This window comes from Nocardia noduli, from assembly GCF_019038455.1.
Classification (GTDB): domain Bacteria; phylum Actinomycetota; class Actinomycetes; order Mycobacteriales; family Mycobacteriaceae; genus Nocardia; species Nocardia noduli.
In genome coordinates this window covers 39,508-59,554 of sequence record NZ_JAFMPL010000040.1, presented here as the reverse complement: position 1 = coordinate 59,554, position 20,047 = coordinate 39,508, and the positions used below count along the sequence as shown (strand labels likewise).

The 20,047-nt window shown below is 64.8% G+C and carries 24 protein-coding genes and 1 tRNA gene; 16 read left to right on the top strand and 9 right to left on the bottom strand.

The genetic code is table 11. From position 1 onward, the window contains the following. A partial coding sequence (locus tag JZ792_RS21690) for a DUF222 domain-containing protein (RefSeq protein ID WP_216912727.1) occupies positions 1 to 665 on the bottom strand: 665 nt, incomplete at its 3' end. Positions 666 to 826: 161 nt separating this feature from the next. Here JZ792_RS21690 and JZ792_RS21685 point away from each other — a divergent pair. Then, positions 827 to 899 (top strand) — tRNA-Ala (locus JZ792_RS21685). A 47-nt stretch (positions 900 to 946) separates the two neighbouring features. On the opposite strand, the gene JZ792_RS21680 is transcribed toward JZ792_RS21685, so the two are convergent. Next, positions 947 to 1,312, bottom strand: a complete 366-nt coding sequence (locus JZ792_RS21680; RefSeq protein ID WP_216912726.1) for an elongation factor 1-alpha C-terminal domain-related protein — start codon at positions 1,310 to 1,312, stop codon at positions 947 to 949. A gap of 408 nt (positions 1,313 to 1,720) precedes the next feature. Between JZ792_RS21680 and JZ792_RS21675 the strand changes: the two genes are divergently transcribed. The 4 genes from JZ792_RS21675 to JZ792_RS21660 are packed head-to-tail and all read left to right on the top strand — an operon-like array spanning position 1,721 to position 3,997. Further along, positions 1,721 to 2,305: a hypothetical protein gene (locus tag JZ792_RS21675; RefSeq protein ID WP_216912725.1), complete on the top strand. Its 585-nt coding sequence runs from the start codon at positions 1,721 to 1,723 to the stop codon at positions 2,303 to 2,305. Continuing rightward, positions 2,305 to 2,619, top strand: a complete 315-nt coding sequence (locus JZ792_RS21670; RefSeq protein ID WP_216912724.1) for a hypothetical protein — start codon at positions 2,305 to 2,307, stop codon at positions 2,617 to 2,619. The genes JZ792_RS21675 and JZ792_RS21670 overlap by 1 nt, the downstream gene beginning before the upstream one ends. Then, positions 2,619 to 3,461, top strand: a complete 843-nt coding sequence (locus tag JZ792_RS21665) for a hypothetical protein (protein ID WP_216912723.1) — start codon at positions 2,619 to 2,621, stop codon at positions 3,459 to 3,461. Before JZ792_RS21670 ends, JZ792_RS21665 begins: the two co-directional genes overlap by 1 nt. Next, a complete protein-coding gene (locus JZ792_RS21660; protein ID WP_216912721.1) occupies positions 3,446 to 3,997 on the top strand; it encodes a hypothetical protein in 552 nt (183 codons plus the stop codon). Before JZ792_RS21665 ends, JZ792_RS21660 begins: the two co-directional genes overlap by 16 nt. A gap of 704 nt (positions 3,998 to 4,701) precedes the next feature. Here the strand turns inward: JZ792_RS21660 and JZ792_RS21655 are convergent. Further along, entirely contained in the window at positions 4,702 to 5,541 is an 840-nt protein-coding gene (locus JZ792_RS21655) for an enoyl-CoA hydratase/isomerase family protein (protein ID WP_216912719.1), read from the bottom strand. A 99-nt stretch (positions 5,542 to 5,640) separates the two neighbouring features. Further along, positions 5,641 to 6,312: a TetR/AcrR family transcriptional regulator gene (locus JZ792_RS21650; RefSeq protein ID WP_216912717.1), complete on the bottom strand. Its 672-nt coding sequence runs from the start codon at positions 6,310 to 6,312 to the stop codon at positions 5,641 to 5,643. Positions 6,313 to 6,523: 211 nt separating this feature from the next. Here JZ792_RS21650 and JZ792_RS21645 point away from each other — a divergent pair, with 211 nt between their 5' ends. From JZ792_RS21645 to JZ792_RS21635, 3 genes are read left to right on the top strand one after another with little or no spacing between them, the layout of a single operon-like run. Then, positions 6,524 to 8,008, top strand: a complete 1,485-nt coding sequence (locus JZ792_RS21645) for an aldehyde dehydrogenase family protein (protein ID WP_216912715.1) — start codon at positions 6,524 to 6,526, stop codon at positions 8,006 to 8,008. An 11-nt stretch (positions 8,009 to 8,019) separates the two neighbouring features. Further along, positions 8,020 to 8,454, top strand: a complete 435-nt coding sequence (locus JZ792_RS21640) for a nuclear transport factor 2 family protein (RefSeq protein ID WP_216912713.1) — start codon at positions 8,020 to 8,022, stop codon at positions 8,452 to 8,454. Between the two features lie 35 nt (positions 8,455 to 8,489). After that, positions 8,490 to 9,380, top strand: a complete 891-nt coding sequence (locus JZ792_RS21635; RefSeq protein WP_216912711.1) for a TIGR03619 family F420-dependent LLM class oxidoreductase — start codon at positions 8,490 to 8,492, stop codon at positions 9,378 to 9,380. Between the two features lie 143 nt (positions 9,381 to 9,523). Here JZ792_RS21635 and JZ792_RS21630 read toward each other — a convergent pair whose 3' ends face one another. Beyond that, positions 9,524 to 10,291, bottom strand: a complete 768-nt coding sequence (locus JZ792_RS21630) for an MspA family porin (protein WP_216912709.1) — start codon at positions 10,289 to 10,291, stop codon at positions 9,524 to 9,526. Between the two features lie 349 nt (positions 10,292 to 10,640). Between JZ792_RS21630 and JZ792_RS21625 the strand changes: the two genes are divergently transcribed. Further along, positions 10,641 to 11,336 carry an LppX_LprAFG lipoprotein gene (locus tag JZ792_RS21625; RefSeq protein ID WP_216912707.1) on the top strand — a complete coding sequence of 232 codons (696 nt, stop codon included), beginning with the start codon at positions 10,641 to 10,643 and terminating at the stop codon, positions 11,334 to 11,336. A gap of 12 nt (positions 11,337 to 11,348) precedes the next feature. Here JZ792_RS21625 and JZ792_RS21620 read toward each other — a convergent pair whose 3' ends face one another. From JZ792_RS21620 to JZ792_RS21605, 4 genes are read right to left on the bottom strand one after another with little or no spacing between them, the layout of a single operon-like run. Next, positions 11,349 to 11,756 carry a 3-hydroxyacyl-ACP dehydratase FabZ family protein gene (locus tag JZ792_RS21620; RefSeq protein ID WP_216912699.1) on the bottom strand — a complete coding sequence of 136 codons (408 nt, stop codon included), beginning with the start codon at positions 11,754 to 11,756 and terminating at the stop codon, positions 11,349 to 11,351. 26 nt (positions 11,757 to 11,782) lie between these two features. Next, positions 11,783 to 12,235 carry a hotdog family protein gene (locus JZ792_RS21615; protein WP_216912697.1) on the bottom strand — a complete coding sequence of 151 codons (453 nt, stop codon included), beginning with the start codon at positions 12,233 to 12,235 and terminating at the stop codon, positions 11,783 to 11,785. A gap of 4 nt (positions 12,236 to 12,239) precedes the next feature. Further along, a complete protein-coding gene (locus JZ792_RS21610) occupies positions 12,240 to 12,881 on the bottom strand; it encodes a hypothetical protein (protein ID WP_216912695.1) in 642 nt (213 codons plus the stop codon). Between the two features lie 31 nt (positions 12,882 to 12,912). Then, entirely contained in the window at positions 12,913 to 13,158 is a 246-nt protein-coding gene (locus tag JZ792_RS21605) for a hypothetical protein (RefSeq protein ID WP_216912693.1), read from the bottom strand. Positions 13,159 to 13,414: 256 nt separating this feature from the next. Between JZ792_RS21605 and JZ792_RS21600 the strand changes: the two genes are divergently transcribed. The 7 genes from JZ792_RS21600 (at position 13,415) to fabF (ending at position 20,046) form a co-directional block, all read left to right on the top strand. After that, on the top strand, positions 13,415 to 13,861 hold the full coding sequence (locus tag JZ792_RS21600; protein ID WP_216912691.1) for an SCP2 sterol-binding domain-containing protein: 447 nt from the start codon (positions 13,415 to 13,417) through the stop codon (positions 13,859 to 13,861). Between the two features lie 288 nt (positions 13,862 to 14,149). Then, positions 14,150 to 14,404, top strand: a complete 255-nt coding sequence (locus tag JZ792_RS21595) for an acyl carrier protein (protein WP_109528229.1) — start codon at positions 14,150 to 14,152, stop codon at positions 14,402 to 14,404. Positions 14,405 to 14,452: 48 nt separating this feature from the next. Further along, entirely contained in the window at positions 14,453 to 15,607 is a 1,155-nt protein-coding gene (locus tag JZ792_RS21590) for a 3-oxoacyl-[acyl-carrier-protein] synthase III C-terminal domain-containing protein (RefSeq protein WP_216912690.1), read from the top strand. Next, a complete protein-coding gene (locus JZ792_RS43000) occupies positions 15,604 to 16,587 on the top strand; it encodes a hypothetical protein (RefSeq protein ID WP_216912689.1) in 984 nt (327 codons plus the stop codon). Before JZ792_RS21590 ends, JZ792_RS43000 begins: the two co-directional genes overlap by 4 nt. Beyond that, a complete protein-coding gene (locus JZ792_RS21580) occupies positions 16,584 to 18,287 on the top strand; it encodes an FAD-dependent oxidoreductase (RefSeq protein WP_216912688.1) in 1,704 nt (567 codons plus the stop codon). Before JZ792_RS43000 ends, JZ792_RS21580 begins: the two co-directional genes overlap by 4 nt. Then, positions 18,284 to 18,799: an SCP2 sterol-binding domain-containing protein gene (locus JZ792_RS21575; protein ID WP_216912687.1), complete on the top strand. Its 516-nt coding sequence runs from the start codon at positions 18,284 to 18,286 to the stop codon at positions 18,797 to 18,799. Before JZ792_RS21580 ends, JZ792_RS21575 begins: the two co-directional genes overlap by 4 nt. Beyond that, entirely contained in the window at positions 18,796 to 20,046 is a 1,251-nt protein-coding gene (gene fabF / locus JZ792_RS21570; protein ID WP_216912686.1) for a beta-ketoacyl-ACP synthase II, read from the top strand. The genes JZ792_RS21575 and fabF overlap by 4 nt, the downstream gene beginning before the upstream one ends. The last annotated feature ends 1 nt before the right edge of the window (position 20,047 follow it).

Sequence of the window (20,047 nt, the reverse complement as noted above, 5' to 3'; positions counted from 1 at the left end):
CGCCCCGACCCGTCCGCCAATGCCACCAGCGCGTCGGCACGTCGCTGCGGCATGGTCCGCGGATCCTGCCCGCACACCTGCAAACTCATCTCCCGCAGCCGCATGGCCACCGTCTGCGCTCCCGGCGCGGGCAGCAGTCCGTCGAATACGGCCATACTGTCCTGCACCGCCCGAATCCGCACATCACGCTGATCCTGCCGAAGTTCCCGGCGACGTTGCGCCCCACGCGGATCCAACCGTGCCGCCCACCGTCGCGCCGCCTGCCGCAGCCGCGCGGGTTCGGTCCGCTCGGCGACCTCGATCAACCGCGTCTCCACCACCCCCGCGACCTCCCGCGACAGCCCGCGCGTGCTGTCCACGATCACCCGCACCTTCGCCAGATCGATCCGCCCCGCCTCGAAGGCCAGCCGCGTCCGCGGCAACGACTCCTCCAACGCCAGCCCGATATCGATCAGCGCCCCCGCCGTCGCCTCGTCGGCGTGCACCGCGACGGCCACCTCACTCGCCGCGAACTCCCCGGCCCGCACCCCACCCGGCCCCGGCTCCACACTCTCGGCCCGATGCCGCCGATACAACTCGCGCACGGCGAAGACCTCCGCCGCCTGCGCCCGTGCCGCCGCCCCGTGCGCGGCCCGAAGGGCATCGATCAACCCTTCATCGCTCATGGCCCCGAAGTCCATGGAAAAGCTCCGATTAGACTCGAACATGCGTTCGATCGTAACGCGTGCGCCCCACTCCCACCACCGCTATGCCCAGGCGATTTGGAAGCCGACACGGCAGTGGTGTAACTTTCTTCAAGCGCGAGGGAAACCGAGCGCGATAACCAGGGGCTATGGCGCAGCTGGTAGCGCACCACACTGGCAGTGTGGGGGTCAGGGGTTCGAGTCCCCTTAGCTCCACCCATTTTCCCAGGTCAGGCCTGGTATTGCACCGGGCCTGACCTGCTTTATTCGACCCAACCCCACGGAAACCCCACGTTTTCGATTGAAAATCGTGCGTTGGAGAGTTCGTTGATGAGGATGAACGCGCCCGCGTCGCGGTTTTCGGTGTACTTGTCGGCGATCACGATAGGACTCAGACGCAGAGTGATCGAGCCGATATCGTTGAGTGCCAACTCTGTTGACCGGTCGTGTTCGTCGAGGTTTCCGGATCGAGTCGTGAGTGCAGTTCCTGGAGGGTCGCCCGGACGGGTGGAGGTGGTGTGTTCGAGCGACAGTCGAGCGCCCGCTCGCAGCGGGGTCGCACCGAACCAGCAGACGATGGCGTCGAGCTCACATGTACGCACCTGGTTGTGGCGCTTCGGAATCGCCACTCATCAGGACCGTGCCTCGTTCGAAGTCGATACAGTCGGCCAGTCGCACCGAGACCGACAGTGGCGCCACCCTGACCACGCGCTGCTCGTGGAGAAGTATCTACGGAAGTGACGGTACTGGTTGCGCCCGAGAGTTAGGACAGTGACCAGGTCCGTAGGCGTCATTGTGCACTTCGAACCCGCGCCTGTCGTGCCCAGTCGGCATCCCAGAATTGCCTTCTCGATCGACGCGGCCACCGCGACTTCGGAAGCTGATCGTCCCCGATCGAGTGGTCGGTGCGTGGCACCGCGTTTCCACCGCGATTGCCTTGACTATGCCGAGTCGGTTGTACACGGGCGTGCGGCGTCGTACCCTTCCTGGGGCGTCGGGGGAACGGACCACTCGGTGTCCGCGACAGGGGGATTGCGATGAGGCACACAACGATCACATCGTTGACCGGGGTCGGGCTGTTCGAAATGACACTCGACAGCGGTCGGCTTCCCGTTCAGGTCACCGTGCGCAAGGACATTCACCGCGTGCTGAATCCCGACCAGTTCGCCGCTGCCGCCATGACGTCCTACTACCTCGCACTCTGGCAGCACGACGCGGCGACGATCGCACGAGGTGATTTCGCGGCACTCAGTGCCCGGCCACGCCGACGTGCACTGATCACCACTTTGCTCGGCACACGTAACCGTGCCGAGTTCGAGTCCGTCGAGCGCGCCGCCCACGGGGATATCGAATTCGTCGGTACCGGGCCGATTACCGATTTCGGTGCCCCGTCCGTGCGAATCGCCGCAGGCCTCGGCCGCATCGATTCCATAGAGATCGACCGACGCTGGGCAGTCGTGGCGCAGCCGCCCGACATCGGCTACGACATCATCGAGTGCGCGAACCAGATCCGGCAACAGCGTCCGACATTCCGCGTGGACGATTCCTGGGCGAATCTCTCGGACGAGGCGCTGGAACAGGAACTGGAAATTTATCGGGACTACATGAACAGGAACTTTTGATGGGGGAATTCCAGGTCGATCTGACGCATCTGGTAGAGGCATCTGCGGCATGGGGAGACGCGAGCGAAGTGCTTTCGACCGCTGCGATTTCTGCGCAGGCTATCCAGGACAGTCACAAGGAAATTATCTGGGGAATCTTTGCTGATGCCTGGACCGCTCAAGCCAAGGCCGCAGAGTACATGCACGACCGACTAGCCGAAGCTAGTACCGAGACACACGCTATCGAGAATGTCCTCGCGCACGTCGCCAAAGTCTACGGAGCCCACGACGAGGAACTCGCCGCCGCCATCGCCAGGTTACATGGAGATAGCTGATGGGTGCCGATAAAACTCTCCAAAATATCAACGATGCGATTCAGGCATTCGCCGACAAGGTCGAAGAAGTAAAAAACACCCCCGACGACGTCGACAAAGCATTCCGGCTCCTCGCTGTCGCGATGTCCTCGAACGAGGGGAACATCGTTCCGGTCATCGGCCCGATCGTCGGCGGTATCGCCGGATGGTTCAGACAAGACGATTTCTCCGGGACCCTCAGCAGCAACAAGGATGAGATAAAGGCCAAGATTCGGGAGCTGCTCCAAGACCTGCACGATGGCATCGAGGCCATGAAGGCGCCGGTGGCATTCTTGCAGACCAGCGGCGACTGGTTGGTTCTGCAAACGAAGATCGGTGAGGCTCAGAACGACGAGGTCGACAAAGGCAACCTCAGTGGATATTGGAAGGGTGCGGCTTCGCTGGCGTACCTCAACAGCCGCATCAAGCAGGATACCGCCCTGGATTCCGCGAAGGCTATCTGCGGCAACGTGCAGAAGAGTTTGGTGTCCATTTCCAACGCGGCCTGGACATTCTATTCCGACATGGCCGCGAAGCTGACCGACTTCCTGGTGAAGTTCGCCACCGCCCTCACCAAGATATCCACGCTCATCGAATCCCCGTGGGGCATCTCGGATGCCATCGATCTACTCGGTTCCATCATTACCGAGGCTGTCAGTATCGGAACCAAACTCACCACCGCACTGTTGACCGAATACAACGTCATCAACGAGATCACTGCTGCCACCCAGAATCCCAAGGGCTTCTTCAAGAACAAGTGGCCACAGAGTACGTCCACCGATTTCGACAGGAATTCGCAGACAGTCGATTGGACAGCCGAATGAGACGACTGCATATTATCGCGCCCGTAACAGCGCTGGTCGCCTTGGCGGCCGGTTGCGGGCTGAACCACAACGGCGGGGAGAGTCCATCCGCGACCTCCGGGAGCGGGCACACGATACAAGAGCTGTGCGACTTCCCGAAACAGTTCTACGCGACACAGTTCAACGCGGACAATCTCGAGGTCTCTGTCGTTGCGACCAAACCGATGACAGCGCTGATCAGCGGCGGAAACGCATGTGGCTATCACACCGCGGACAACAACTTTCGGGGCACGATCTCCCTGGCCCACTCCGACGACGCCCCCGGACCATCTGCGGCCGGATCCCCGAGCGTGACAACCCGCACGGTCGACGGCATCTCGATCACCGAGACTCCCGTTGCATTGCCACCCGGTTGGACTTCGACAGAGCCGCACCTCACCCTCTCGGCCGTCATCGACGAGTGGCGCGGCGAGTTCACCTTCTGGGGCCGCGACGAACCAACCATCCAAGCCGGCGCGCAGACGCTCGTGAGCATGATCCGAGCCCTGAAAGGATAGAAGGGCCGTCCGGCGACCCAGATGATGCCGACCGAGGGGACTGCTGTGCGAAGAGGTTTCATTCTGGTCCCCGGCCACTCGTCGTGGGCCCACGCTATGCGCCTACCTCACACAACTCGGGCGGCACCCGCCCCCGCGCAGCATTCCGGCAGGGGTGAGCAGTGTTGTGGGAGACACGTCGTGGTACGCGATGGCGGCACGGTGATCCGGGATCGTGAATTGGGCCAATTTGACCCCACCCCACGCCAACCCCACGTTTTGAGTGGGAAAAATTGGGATAATTTGCGAACCGATAGGATATGTAGTTATGCTATTACGCCAGCTAGTGAGACTTTTTGGGGTGTATTAGGGAGTGTGAAACGACTTGAACCCCTGAGTGGGGGTCAGGGGTTCGAGTCCCCTTAGCTCCACCCAACAAAAAGTCAGGTCCGAGCATTATGGACCTGACTTTTCTGTCTCTATCAGAGCCACTGACGACACTGTTGACGACAACTCATATCGCGGAGTCGTCGAACAGCAGATCCATCGCATTCAGCGCGGTGCGATCGACGTGAGGTGGCGCCGGACTTTCCCGGGGTGTGATCGAGGACAGCAGTCTCCTGCGTGACTATCCCTACGCGGTGGCCTTCGACCGTGCGATTCGTGTCGAAGGCCCGCAACACCTTCACCTTGCCGACGTGTCGGCGTGCCCCGGTGACAAGGGCCTAGAGGCGTCCGTCCACGCGCAGGTCGGGGTGTACCCACTCGGGTGATCGCCGTTCTTTGAAGGCCCGGAACCCTTCGGAGACTTCGGGTGCACGCAGGCTGGAGCGCATTCCGATGCGGTCGTTGAGGCCGAGGTAGTTGTCCAGGCTGGCCTTGACGACGCCGCGGGCGATCGGTGCGGTGCGGGCGCATTGAGCGAGTACGTCGCGGGCGGTGTCCATCAGTTCCTCGTGGGGCACCACGCGGGCGATCATGCCCCAGTCGAGGGCTTGCTGGGCGGACAGGACGCGGCCGGTGAGCATGAGGTCGCGGGTGCGGATCGGCCCGATGATGCGGGCGAGCATGTGGCTGTAGTAGGTGTCGGCGATGCCTCGGAAGAGTTCGGGCACGCGGAAGGTGGCGCGGTCGCTGACCACGGCGATATCGCTGCACATCGCGATCATCAGTCCGCCGCCTTGGCAGAGGCCGTTGACCGCGGCAACTACCGGTTTGGTAGAGGTGCGCAATGTGTCGAAGGGCAGGACGGCGTCCATCGACAGGGTCGCTCCGAAATCGACCCATTGGTCGGCTCCGCCGCCGCCCAGGTCGCCGCCGGGGGAGAAGACGTCGCCGGTGCCGGTGATGATCAGGCCGGCGAGATCGTCGTCGGCCGCGACGTGGTTGACCGCGTAGCCGATGCCGAAGTACATGGCGGGCGACATGGCGTTGCGCGCCTCGGGGCGGTCCAACGCGCAGACGGCGAAAGGTTTCTCGCGGGTGAAGGCGAGAAACGGGGTACCGAGCCAGTCTCCGGAGGGAGGTCTCGGGGCGCCTGCATCGGGTCGGGGTGCGTCGGACATGTATCTCCTTCGAGGGGTGGTCATCATCGCGGCCGGAGGGCCCGCTCGCACGGGGCTGCCCGACACGGAGGCGGCCGAAATTCGTACCGAGAGAGCGGACTACGAGCTGAACGCCGCGCGGACGAGGTCCAGGAATTCGGCGAGGGTGTAGTCCGGCTGGTCGGCGCGTCCCGTGTTGTCGAGGCGGTGGAAGGTTTCCAGCATTCCCAGGAAGACCAGGGCCAGGGCGCGCGGGTCACCGTCGCGGATACGGCCTTCGTGTTGTCCTCGGGCGATCACCTCGGCGAGGTCGTCGCAGACCACTCGGTGGCCGGCCGCGTAGAGGTGTGACGGCTCGGCATTCGAGGCGGTGGCGCGCGATCCGGAGCCGAGGGCCGAGGCGAGTCCGGCCCAGTCGGGGTGCTCGCGAAAGAACCGCACATGCAATTCGGCCACCGCGACCAATGTGAGGTCGGCGGGCCCGGGTTCGGAGGCTCTGGCCCGGGTAACGCCGTGCAGGATCGCGCCGCGTCGGCGCAGGACCGCTTCGTAGACGCTGTCCTTGTCGTCGAACAGTGTGTAGATGGTCCCGACCGCGATCTCGCATCGCTCGGCGATCGATTTGATGGTGGTGTTGTGGAACCCCACGGTCGCGAACGCGCGTTCGGCCACGTCGAGCACCTGTGTCCTGGTCATCTCCAGTCTCAGACGCCGCCGTTCCTCGCGAGGCGAAGGGGGCGTGTCCGGCTCGGCGTTCGACCTCGCGGCGTCCACCTCGGTGGCACCTGGCACCACCCACCTCCTTCGAGACAGCGAAGCGGCGTCACACGCGCCGCACGTACCCGGAGGACCTTACCTGAACAAACAGCTTCTGCACTGAACTCATCCGAATATTCATGAATCATGTTCATTTTTGGTCTGCCTTGTTCTACGCTGCTCGAAAGGTCGTCGGCACAACGGATGTGCCGGGGTCGCGGCCGGAACGCTCGAAGGGAAGTCGGACATGACAGACGTGCAGACCGAATCCGGTGTATTGGCGGGTGAGGAGCGGATGCTGATCGACGGCGAGCTGTGCCACAGCGACAGCGGCGCGTTCTTCGAGGTCGTCGACCCCGCGTCCGAGCAGGTGGCGGGCCGGGCGACCGACGGATCGGTGGCCGATATGGCGCGTGCGGTCGGGGCGGCGCGGCGTGCTTTCGACGAGACCGATTGGTCACGAGATCTCGATTTCCGCTACCACTGCCTGATCCAGTTGCACGAGGCGTTGGAGCGCAACGCCGAGCGGCTGCGCCGGATATTGGTCACCGAGGTGGGGTGTCCGGTGACGGTGAGTCGGTCGCAGATCGAGAGCCCCATCGAGGAGGTCGAGCACTGGGCCGAGCACGGCAAGGCATTCGAATACCTGGTCGACACCGGGATTCATCCGACACAGTTGGGTCCGGCGCGGCGCAAGATCCACTACGAGGCGACCGGTGTCGTCGGGGCGATCACGCCGTGGAACGTGCCCTTCTATCTCAATATCGCCGAGACGGTGCCCGCGCTGATGGCCGGAAACACCGTGGTGCTCAAACCGGCTCAGCTGACCCCGTGGTCCGGTAGCGAGTACGGGCGGATCGTGGCCGAGGAGACCGACATTCCCCCGGGTGTGTTCAACGTCGTGGTGTCCGACGCCAACGAGGTCGGCGCCGCCTTGTCGGCGGATCCGCGCGTGGACATGATCACCTTCACCGGGTCCACCGCGACCGGGCGGGCGATCCTGGCCGCGGGCGCGGCGACGGTGAAGAAGACCCTGCTGGAACTAGGCGGAAAGTCCGCGCACATCGTGCTCGACGACGCCGACTTCAACGCCGCGCTGCCGATGGCGGCGATGATGGCGTGCGTCATGTCGGGGCAGTCCTGCATCCTGCCCAGTCGGATCCTGTTGCCGCGCAGTCGCTACGACGAAGGTCTGGAAATCCTGAAGTCGATGATGGAAGGGTTCCCGGTCGGTGATCCGTGGACTCCCGGCGTCATGCAGGGCCCGCAGATCAGCGAGACCCAGCGCCGGAAAGTTCTCGGCCTGATCCAGGACGGTATCGACTCCGGGGCCCGGCTGATCACCGGCGGCGGCATCCCCGAGAACCTGCCGACGGGCTACTACACGCAGCCCACACTGTTGGCCGACGTCGACCCCGACGCCAGGATCTCCCAGGAGGAGATCTTCGGCCCGGTACTCACCGTCACCCCGTACGACACCGACGACGAAGCCGTGGCGATCGCCAACAACTCTATCTACGGGCTCTCCGGTGAGGTGTCCGGCGGCGATGTCGAGCGCGCGTTCGCGATCGCCACCCGGATGCGCACCGGAAACGTGACCATCAACGGCAAGAGCCACTTCGGCATCACCAGCCCGTTCGGCGGCACCAAACAGAGCGGGCTCGGCCGACGCAACGGCGAGGAGGGCTACCGAGAGTACCTGGAAGCCAAGACAATCGGCATGCCCGCGTGAAAGAGAACACCATGGACACCCGACGGACCAGCGACGAACTCGAGATACAGGCGCTACTGCACCGCTACGCGCGTGCCGTCGACACCAAGGACTGGGAGCTGTATCGGTCGGTGTTCACCGCCGACGCCCATATCGACTACTCCTCGGCCGGGGCGATGGCAGGGTCCCGCGACGAGGTCACCGCGGCGTTGAGTGAAGCCTTTGCCGCGCTTCCCATGTCGATGCACTACATCACCAATATCGAGACCGAGATCGACGGTGACCAGGCGCGGGTACGAGCCATGTTCTACAACCCCATGCACCTGCCCGGCATGTCCGAACTCAGTTACTGCGGCGGCTACTACCACCACGAACTGCTGCGCACACCGCACGGCTGGCGCAGCCGGAACCTGCGCGAGGAGAACGTCTGGTTCATCAACTCACCCCGAGCCGCCCCCGCGACCTGACAACCCTCACGTCACCCCGGACGATCGGAGAAAATATGGAATTCTGGTCCGGTACCGCGTTTTTGGAGACCACGGAGATCCTGCCGGTGGCAGAGATGTTCGATGAAGCCGGATTCGACGGACTGATCAGTGCGGACCACCTGGTGTATCCGCGTGAACTCACCTCGCCGTATCCCTCCGCGACGGGTAAACCGATGTGGTCACCGGAGACCGCGTGGCCCGACTCGTGGATTCTCATCGGCGCGATGGCCGCGGTCACCAGGCGGCTGCGCTTCACCAACGCGGTCTACATCGCCCCGGCGCGACCGCTGATCGAAGTCGCCAAGCAGGTGGCCACGGCAGCGGTGCTCTCCGGCGGACGTGTGTCGCTGGGGGTCGGCGCCGGATGGATGCGTGAGGAGTTCGAACTGATGGGGCAGAACTTCCACGATCGCGGAAAGCGGCTCAACGAGATGATTCCGGCCCTGCGGGCACTCTGGCAGGGCGGGTGGGTGTCCTGGCACGGCGACTTCTACCGAGTCCCGGAACTGATGCTCGAACCGCACCCCGCCGCACCGGTGCCGATACTGTGCGGTGGCGAATCTCCCGCGGCCATGCGCCGCGCGGTCCGGTTGTGCGACGGCTGGGTCGGTTCCGCCTACTCCTGGGATGACGCGGTAGGCCACGTCCAGCGCCTCGACACCCTTCGCCGTCGATACGGCCGCGACAACGAACCGTTCGAGATCATGCTCGCGCTCCGTGAACGGCCCTCCCTCGATCTGTACAGACGAGCCGAGGATATCGGCGTCACCGCGATCATGTGCAGTCCCTGGGCCGGAACAGTCGATGCAGGTGACGGTGACCTCAGGTCGACCACGAATCCGGCCGAACGATATCGAAAACCGATCGAGCGCTTCGCTGAAACCATCATCGACAAAATGCGCTGAAGCCGCTTCGACGGAAAGGACCGCCTCGTTCGAGAGGGGGCCGGCGCTCGGCATCGACGGTCGCGGACCTCGCGGCGGTCATCTCCAGGTGGATCCCGATCGGAGAGTCGAGCCTCGCAGACGCCGAGCCAGGACACCTCGATCTACAGTCTCGTCGGCTCGCCGAACACCGCGCCGCTGTCGTCGACTTCGGGTGTTCTGGCTTCCAGGTAGGTGTACTGGCGGATGGTGACCGGGCCCGCGCAGTTGTCTACTTTGATGTGGAAGTCGCGGGTGATGATCTGCACGGTTCTGCCGGGAATGAGTGCCTTGCCGGTGCCGATATCGACGTTGGTGATGTCACCGGGTTGGAGTTCCAATTCCAGGAACAGGCCGGGGTCCACCGCGATGGAGGGGATGACGCCGTTGTATTCCTGTATCTGTCCCGATTCGAACTCCTGCGATCGCACGGTCCCCTCCGTCTGTGACTGTGCCGACTCGCCGGTGCTCGACTGTTCGACCGTGCTCGACTGCGACTGTTCGGTCGCGCTCCGTTGCGCCTGTTCGGTCGCGTAGTTCTGCTGCGGTCCCTCGAGTCCGAATTCCGTGGTGGGGTCGATGCCGGGGATCACGACGTCGATCCTGGCCGCGCAGCCGACAGAGTATCCGGTTCTGAGCACGCCCTCGGCCTGCCCGTCGAGCCGACCGTAGGCGACGGTGGAGACCAGGGCTTCGTGGCTGGTGGGGGCCCCGTTCAATGGCGGTATGCGGTTGATGGCTTCGTCGTGGGTGCCGACCGTGAAACTGCCCATCGCCGACTCGAAGGTCTTCTCGTGCGGTGGCAGGTTGACGATATCGGCATGCGCGGTCGGCAGAAGCAGTACGACCAGCGCTGAGGCGGTGAAACTCGCTGTCGAGATGATCCGCAACATGATCTCGCAGGGTAGTTGATATATCGCTGTTTTCCCCGCGTCGTGCGGGCGTGTGATGCGACCGATGCGGCATGTTGTTCGCTCGTTCATCCGGTGCGCACCGGTTCGACGATCCGGCGCGGGGTGTCCGCCGCGACCGGGGATGTGCCTTGCGGCATATCCGTCCACCGATGTCTCCGGATGGGAACAGACCGAAAGATTGCCGAAATATTCTGTGATGCACCACTTCTCGACGGCGCACCACACACCTGGGTGAATGCGCGCCACCACGGGAAACGCGGAAGGTAGCTGTCGCGGGCGCGGTCCGTTCACCCGCCGAACGGGGGGATCGGCGGGCTAGCATGGCTCCATGACGTCCTTGCGGTCGGTCCGGGTAATCGTTGCGATCGTGGCGGTACTCGCCGGGGTGTCGGCGTGCGGCGACGGCTCGGGCGGGCTGCCCGACCCGGAGTTCCTGTTGCGCGGTGCCACCGCGGCGGCGGGCAGCGTCACCAGCGCGCACGTGGAGATGACCACCTCGGAAGCGATACCCGGCCTCGCGGCGCGCGCGTTGAGCGCGGATGTGCGGGCGCGGAAGGGATCAGAACCGGGCGCCTCGGTCGGCACGGTGGATGTCGGCGGGATGCGATTCGATTTCGCCGAGCAGGACGAGCGGCTGTTCTCGAAATCCTCCGACGGTAAATATGTTCCCGCGCAGCAACTCTCGGGTGGCGGGGCGCTGCCGAAGCCGTCGACGCTGCTCGATCCGGACCGTGGTCTGGCCGCGATGCTGGCGAATCTGAGCAATGTGCGGACCGAGGCGCGCGAGGAGTACGACGGTGTGCAGGCGTTCCGTGTCACCGGTGACGTGCCGCGCGCCGACGCCGCGGTCTGGCTGCCGAGTATTCAGGGCGACGCGCGATTGGCCATCTGGTTCGCCACCGCCGGTCGGCATCTGCCCGTCGGTACCAGGTTGACGGTGGCGGGTTCGTCGGGGGAGCCGGCGTCCATCGATTTCGCCCTGTCGAATCTCAACAAGAAGGTGCAGGTGCCCTCGGTCGCCTGACCGCGAGGTGGATCAGGCCACGGTGAGCGACGCGATGCTCGCGGCGGGTTCACCGGCCACCAGGGCTTCGAACCGCCATCGATTCGGGGCCGCGTGACCGTCCTCGTCCGTCAGGGCGGTGACCGTCAGTTCGACCTGATCGCCGGGAACGACGAAGCGCCGGAAGCGAAGTCGGGTCGCGTGCCGTAATCGCAGTCCCGGTTCGCCCGCGGCCAGCCGGGCCAGCGCGAGAGCGCTCTCGATCAGTAGAACCCCCGGCAGGACCGGGTAGCGGGGGAAGTGGGTGGCGAACAGCGGCAGCGTGCCGGTGACGTTGAGATGGGCGACGGCGCGGACTCCAGGCTCGATGACGACGATGCGATCGAAGGCGGGCGCACCCATCGTGGCCGCCGAGGGCGGGGCGGTGTGGAACGTGGTCATGGCCTGTCCTTCGGAGAAGAGTGTCGTCAATCGAGCGGTCCGCGGCCGAGCAGAACCCGCGCCATCCGCGCCGTATCGGCCGGATCATCGAGCCGGTCGGCGTCGATCAAACCGCACATGATGCCGTGCGCTGTCAGGATCGGCTCTCCGTCGACATCCACTCGCCCGTCGACGACGGCTGTCCTGGTGCCTATCGATCTCACCTGCGCCGACATGCGCAGGACATCGCCGGGCACGGCGTCTCGCAGCACCGTCACCTCGCCGATATTGAGCAGCGCGGCGCGCTTGCGATGCTCGGTGCTGAGCAGGACCAGCCACGCTCCCGCCTGGCACAGGGCTTCGAGTACCAGGCCGAACGGTGCGACGGGACCCCCGGGGGAATCCTGCCAGTAGTCCTCGTAGACCGAGGTCGCCTTTCGGGCGGCGATGTGGTGCATCGGCTCCCACGACTCGATCCGGTCGATGAGATGGAAACGCATCGAGTCAACTCTCGACGGTGGGCGGGGGTGTGCCGACGACATCGCGCAGTTCGCTCGCCAGGGGCTCCGACACCAGCGCGATCACCCGCGCGGACGCCTCCGATCCGGCGATCAGACTCGCCGCGGCGACGATCTCGCCCGCGTCGAGGGCATCGAGGCAGCGTGCGAGGTGGGCGTCGGTGGCGATCTCGATCATCGCGCTCAGGGTGATCCAGTCCTGACGATCGGCGAGGGTTCTGGCCACGGAGACGACCAGGTCGTCCGGCAACCCACCGATCAGTGCCGCCGAGCGGGACAGATCCAGGTGGGTGGCGACCTCGGCCAGGTAGTCGGGGGGAAGTCGTTTCGCGGTGGCGATCGCCCTCGGGGTGTCCATCACCGCGGCCATGTGCGCGGTCATCAGCGCGCTCTTGTTACGGGTGATGACCTTGGCCGCGATGGCGGGCGGGATGACCCGGGTCGCGGCGGCGATCTTGCCGAGACCCGGCGCGGTGGAATCGAAGAGCAGATCGCCGATCTGCTGCCGCAAGCCCGCGATATCGTCGGCGGGAACCTCGGCCAGATAGGCGATCCGATCGACCGGCACGTCGAGCACACGCGCGAGTCCGGCCAGGGTCGCGCTCCGCGCGGCGGGTGAATCCTTCACGATCACACTGCCTTTCACAGTCCGGGCCCTTTCACAGTCCGACTGCCTTTCGCACCGCACCGCGCAGGAAGACCGGCACATTGTCCAGGGCGCCCAGGGCTGCCACGGTGAGTTCCTCGATCCGTTTCCGGGTCACTTCCTCGACCAGCGCGGCGAGGTCGTCGCGCGATTCGGACGGCAGGGCGGCGATGCCGGGGGGAGGTGGCGCCCGCAGGATCATGGTGAGTGCGTCGTGTTCGTCGACCGGCCGCTGCGCGCCGGAATCCGATGGGTTCATGGGACCCTCCGTATGGCGAAAGGGACTGTCCACGTGCAGTTCTCGACATCGAGCGTGGAGCGACCGTCTATCGGGAGTTGGCTGGATCCGATCGGGGCGGACGGCCGGAGCGACTACCGATTCGGAGCCTAACACGGCGCGGCGCCGCCCGCCGGGGACGTTGACCGGGTTCGGAGCCGAACCTATTCTGTGCCCACCGCGACGTCACCTCTTCCGCGGCTCCCGCACTTCCCACGTCCAGGCCGGAGTGTCCAATATGTCCCAGAATATCCGAATCGATTCGGGCGCAACCACTTCCAGATCATCGGAGTTCAACGAGATCGTCAGGAGCATCGACGACGAGACGCTGGCGAGCGCGATGGCGGACCCGATGAGTCGCACCGTCGTCCTGCACGCGGTCTTCGACGAGATGCCGCGACGGCTGATCGGCGACCGGGTCGACGGGGTGGACTCGGTGGTGTGCTGGCGTATCGGCGAACCGGTCGATATGTGGACGGTCGTCGTCGCGAACTCCAGGTGCACTGTGCACCAGGGGAATCCGGGGCTCGAGCCCACGGTGACGCTGGAGCTCGGGATGGTCCCGTTTCTGCGGATGATCGCAGGTCAGATGGGCGGAATGACACTCTTGGTAACCGGAAATCTGCGTATTAAAGGCAATATGATGACCGCTCGGAAAATGGAGAAGTGGTTTGTCCGCGACTAATTGGCAAATAAACCGTCCATCCAGTCTGCTCTGTCCAGCCGCTGGTCAGAAGATTTGTGGCGTCGAACAATTGACGACCGAGTTGATCGCGATCTAGTCTCGGTGCAGGAGGCCACGGGCGCAGTAGCCCAAGGAACCTGGGTATCGCACAGGTGTAGTGCAGTCGAATCGGCAGTGTCGTCGATACAGAGAATCCAACAGACTCGTCTGGGCGGGACGAGCATTGTGTTCACAAAATGGTTGGTCGCGTGCCCCGAGTGTCACGCGCCATTTCGAAGAGGATCCGCAATGTCAGTTGATGTGTCTATTCGCGATGATATCGCCGACTTCCTACTCAATCACTACAATGTCGATCTGAATTCGGTTCCCGCCGATGCGACGCTGGAGGATCTCGGCCTGGATTCCCTGGGTGTTCTTTCCGTCGCCGACCTCATCGAGACGAAATACGATATCTCCCTCGATGACGAACGTATCGCTTCGGTGAAGACGTTTTCGGATCTCATGGACCTGATTCGCGTGAAAATAGCCGAATCCGCTGGGTGACCCGGAACGGTCCATCGAAACAGTTGTTCCGACGAAAGTGTGGAGTCCATGGACGCATACATCACAGCGACCGGACGTTTTCTACCCGGTGAGCCGGTGCCGAACGACGAGATCGAGGAGTACATCGGCAAGGCGGGCCGGGCCTCGTCCGATCTGAAGGATCAGATTCTCCAGAACAGTGGGATCAAGACCCGGTACTACGCCATCGACAAGAAGCAGCAGACCGTGTACTCGAACGCGGCGATGGCCGCGTCCGCGGTGCGCAACGCGGTCGAACGTGCTGGTCTGGAGCCCGGTGACGTGGAACTGCTCGCCGCGGCGACCACCCTGCCCGATCTGATGGGCCCCGGTCACGCCAGCATGGTGCACGGCGAACTCGGCTATCCGCCGTTGGAGATCGTCACCGCGCACGGCATCTGTAGTTCGGGGATGATGGCCCTGAAGAACGCCTATCTCCAGGTGAAGGTGGGGGAGAAGAAGACCGCGGTCTCGGTGGCGAGTGAGCTCGCCTCCCGCGGATTCAAACACACCCGCTACGAGGAGATGAAGGCGATCACCGAGGACGGGTCGCTGCCGATGGAGACGGCCTTTCTGCGGTATATGCTCTCCGACGGCGCGGGCGCGGCGATCGTCTCCGATTCGCCGGCTCCCGACCGGGTGAGTCTTCGAATCGACTGGATTTCGCTGACCTCGTATGCGAATACCGAGAAGGCCTGTATGTACTTCGGTAGCAACAAGAACGGTTGCGAGAAGACATGGGCCGATTACCCGAACGCTTCGGCGGCCGCGATGGACGGTGCGCTCGTGGCGCGACAGAAACTCTCGCTGCTGCCCCATCTCGTGCGGGTCGGCATCGATGAATACGAACGGCTCGCCGACGCCGGTAAATTCGATCCGGATGCCGTGACGTGGTTCCCGGCGCATTACTCCAGCGAGCGCATGAAAACCATGCTCACGGGTGAACTCAAACGCCGTGGCGTTTCCGCGGGACGACCGGAGGCATGGTTCAGTAATCTCACGCGGGTCGGAAATATCGGCAGCGCGAGTATCTATGTAATCCTCGATGAAATGCTTCAGGAAAAACTGGTGCAGCCGGGCGACACGCTGTTGTGCATGGTGCCGGAATCCGGCCGATTCGCTATTTCCTTCATGCATTTGACGGCCGTCGCGGGCACCGCGCAGCAGGCGAAGGTCGAGTCGTGACGGGGGCCTCGGAGACCGAGGCGAGCCGACGTTCCGACCGCCGCAACGGTGCTGAATCCACCCGTACGGCAGTGGTTTTCGAGTACAGTCAGACCGGGCAGCTGATCGAGTCGGTGGACGCGCTCATCGCTCCGCTCATCGCCGCGAACTGGCAGGTGCGCCGGGTTCGTGTCGAACCCACCTCACCTTTTCCCTTTCCCTGGCCGGTGACCCGGTTCTTCGGTGCGTTCCCGGCCTGTGTCGACGAGGAATACACGGTGGAGTTGTCCACTCCGGCGGAGCGATTACGTTCGGAACCGGGAGAATTGGTTCTCTTCGCATACCAGGTCTGGTATCTCGCTCCCTCATTGCCCGCGCGGACACTGCTGGTGCGGCATCGCGAGATCTTCGCCGAACGTGATGTCGTGACCGTGGTCGCGTGTCGCAATATGTGGTACTCGGCGGCGGGAGAAGTCCACCGCCGCCTCACCGCGGTCGGAGCCCGCACGGTGGGTGCGGTCGCGGCCATCGATACTCGGCCACAGGCGATCACGCTGGTGACCACGTTGCGCTGGCTGTTGCTGGGTAGGCGCGACGGTGGGTTGTTCGGTCGTGCCGGCGTCGGAACCGACGAGCTCAGCCGCCTCGCCGCGCTCGGCCGGGAGATCTCGGCGACGAAAACCTCCGACGATCTCGCTACGGTCCTGCGCGACGCCGACGCCGCACCGGTCGTGCCCCTGCTCGCCGCCGCGGATCTGTTGGCGGGCAGCGTATTCCGTCGTTGGGGCGCGGGTATCAGGCGGGCGTCCGAGTACGGCGTCGCCGCCCGTGTCGCGGCACTCACGGCATTCGTCGGTTCCCTCGGTGTCGCCATCGCGGTCGGGTTTCCGGCCCTGGCCCTCGCGCGGTTGCTCGGCCGCGCGCGTTTCGACCGCATCGTGGGAACTCGGCTCGACCGGGTACTCGGACGATCGACGATGTCGGTCGGAGCGTCGTCGTGACCGCCCGCAGGGCGCAGGTCGCCGTCGTCGGCGGTGGTCCGGCGGGACTCGCCGCCGCGTACTGCCTGGGGCGTCGGGGCGTGGACGTGGTGTTGTTCGAACGGCATACCGAGCCGCCGCGGCATCCGCAGGCGACACTGGTGAACACCAGGACCACCGAAATACTGCGCGAACTCGGCGTCCTCGACGACGTGCTCGCGGTGAGCACCACGTTGGAGAAGGCGCCTCGGGTGCGCTTTCTGCGTTCGGTCGCCGAACCGGAATTCGGTCGGCTCGAACTGGTCGAAACCACCGACAAACTCATGCGGCTGGCCGAGCAGAGTCCGACGCTGCCGGTGCTGTGCCCGCAGAATCGCTTGCAAGCCGTGTTGACCGAGGGGCTCGCCGCCCTTCCGAATGTCGAACTGGTGCGGGGTGCGCAGGTGACCGACGCGACGCCGGGTCCGCGCGGCGTCGAGGTGACCTACATCGGATCCGATGGCGGCGAAGACCGATGCGAGGCCGAATATCTGGTGTTGGCCGAGGGGATGCACGGAGCGCTGCGTAAGGCGGTCGGTATCGGGAAGGTCGAGGACTCGCCGTTGGGTGTTCTGCTCGACATCTATTTCGAGGCCGATCTGCGGTCACAGTTCCACAATGCGGGCAGCGTGCTGTCCTGGATCATGAACCAGCGGGTCCGGGGTGTGCTGATCACCATCGATCCGGAGGGTGACGAGTGGATGCTCGAGGTACCACTCGACGGCGACGCGGAAATCTCGGAGGACAGCGCGCCCTCGCTGCTGCGCGCGGCCCTCGGCGCCGACATCGATGCCGAAATCATCTCGTCACGGACCTGGACCATGCGGTCGACCGGGGTGGACCGTTGGCGGGACGCGAGCGGTCGGGTCTTCGTGATCGGCGACGCCGCGCACACCTTCCCGCCGACCGGTGGGTTCGGCATGAACACCGGCATCCAGGACGCGCACAATCTGGCCTGGAAGTTGGCCGCCGCGCTCGAGGGCTGGGCCGCGCCGGATCTGTTGAACAGCTACGAGGTCGAACGCAGGCCGGTGGCACGGTTCAACGGCGAGCAGAGCGAGCACAACGCGCTGGCCATGTTCGAATTCGCGGAAGCCTTCGCCGACATGCTCACCGCACCGGATCCCGCCGCCGTCGGCGCTGTCGACGGGGCGCTGGCGGCCGGAATCGAAGAGCAGCGACCACAATTCGACTTCTACGGCCAGGCGCTCGGTTTCCGCTACGGCGTGACCGATCCGGTCGAGAGTGTCGTCGACTACCACCCGCTGGCCGAACCGGGTTGTCGGGCACCGCATTTCTGGCTCCGCGAGTCGAATGGCACGCCGATCTCGACGCTCGATCTGCCCGGCCACGGTTTCGCGCTGGTCACCGGTCCCGTCGCGGCCGAGAAGTGGGCCGACGCGGTCGGCTACGTCCACTTGATGAACACCGTGCCGGTGGCGACGGTGGCCGTGCACCCCGTCACGCCGGACGCCACCGCCGGGTCGGGCGCACGGACGCTCGTCGACAGGTCCGGCCGGATGCTGGAGACCTACGGGCTCACCGACCGCGCAGCGGTTCTGATCAGGCCGGACGGCCATATCGCCGCGGTCTTGGCGGGCGCCGATCCGTACAACGAGCTCATCACGGCCGTGATCGACAGTACGACAGCAGGTTCGAGGGATTCGGAGATGTCGGTATGAGAACCGAAGCACTGACCGAGGCGATCACGATCGCGGCCGATACCGGAAAGGCGAGCAGGGATCAGATCGAGGACCTGCTCTCGGGCGAGCGGGCGCGGGTGCGTTCGGTCGTCGAAGTACTTCCCGAATCCGATCTCGTGTGGGCGCTGGGCACCGATGTCGGTGAGCAGGCGTTGCTCAACGCGTTCGAACTGATGCCGAGTTACTACGTGCCAGGCAGTTTCGAACGCGATGTGACCGTGCGATACCGGGTGACCAGGGTGCCGGGCGAACCCGTGGTGCAGGACGTGGTCTTCGGGCCGCAGTCGTGCCGGATCGCGTCGACCGAGCAGACCGAACCGCCGGACCTGAGCGTCTTCCTCGACGGCGTCGGTTTCGTTCGAATCGCGACCGGGCTCGCCAAGGGAATGGAATTGTTGATGCGCGGCGAACTGAAGGTCCAGGGGGACGTGCAGGTGGCGATGAAGATGGAGACCTTCTTCGGTCTGGCCGAACCGGAGTCGAAGTCATGAGCGGCGACGAGCGCCGCCGTGTCGCGATCACCGGCATCGGTCTGGTCACCCCGCTCGGCATCGGCACCGATATCTATTGGAAGCAAGTGATTTCCGGGGTCAGCGGGGCCAGGACGATCACCTCCTTCGACGCGTCGTTCAACCGGGTCAGGATCGGCGCCGAGGTCCCGGATTTCGATCCGGGACAGTGGCTCGAGTACAAGGATGTCCGGCGTTACGACCGGGTAGGCCACCTCGCGGTGGCGGCCTCGGATCTGGCGCTGGCCGACCAGGGACTCGACGGTGTCGACCGTGACGAAGTGGCGACCATCGTCGGCTGCGGGCTCGGCGGCGTCGACACCGCGAGAACGGGAATCGAGGACCGGCTCGCCGGGAGAAATGTCTCGCCGCTGTTCATTCCGATGGCGATGGCGAATTTCGCGGCGTCCGCGGTGGCGTTCCGGCACAAATTCGGCGGACCCAGTTACGCGCCGCTGAGCGCGTGCGCGTCCTCGGCCGACGCGATCGGCCAGGGCTATCGGATGGTGCGCGACGGGTACGCCTCGGCGTGCATGGTCGGCGGCGCCGAGGCGGCGTTGAATCCGGTCGTGCTCGCCGGGTTCACCAGTATGCGCGCGCTGTCCAAGCGCAACGACGATCCGCAGGGCGCGGCGCGACCGTTCTCCAAGGACCGCGACGGTTTCGTGCTCGGTGAGGGCGCGGGGATGCTGCTGCTGGAGCCGCTGGAATCGGCGCGCGCCCGCGGGGCGCACGTCTACGCCGAGATCTGCGGTTACGGCCAGGTCGTCGACACCCATCATGTGACGGCGCCGCGCGAGGACGGCGCGTGCGCGGCCAAGGCGATGAACAAGGCGATGCGCGAGGCCGGGATCGACCCGACCGAGGTCGACTACATCAACGCGCACGGCACCGGCACGATGCTGTCGGATCCGGCCGAGACCAGGGCCGTGCACCTCGCGTTCGGGGCGCACGCGCCGAACGTGCCGATCAGTTCCACCAAATCGATGACCGGCCATATGCTCGGCGCGACCGGTGTGGTGGAGGCGGCCACGTGCGCGTTGGCCATCGATCGGGGCCAGATCCCGCCGACCATCAACTATTCTGAAGCGGATCCTGCCTGCGATCTCGACTACGTACCCAATGTCGCGCGCACCGGGCGCGTGGATGTCGCACTGTCGAATTCCATTGCCTTCGGTGGTCACAACGTCACGCTCGCCTTCCGGCGGGCAGCTACAGACGAGGATTGAG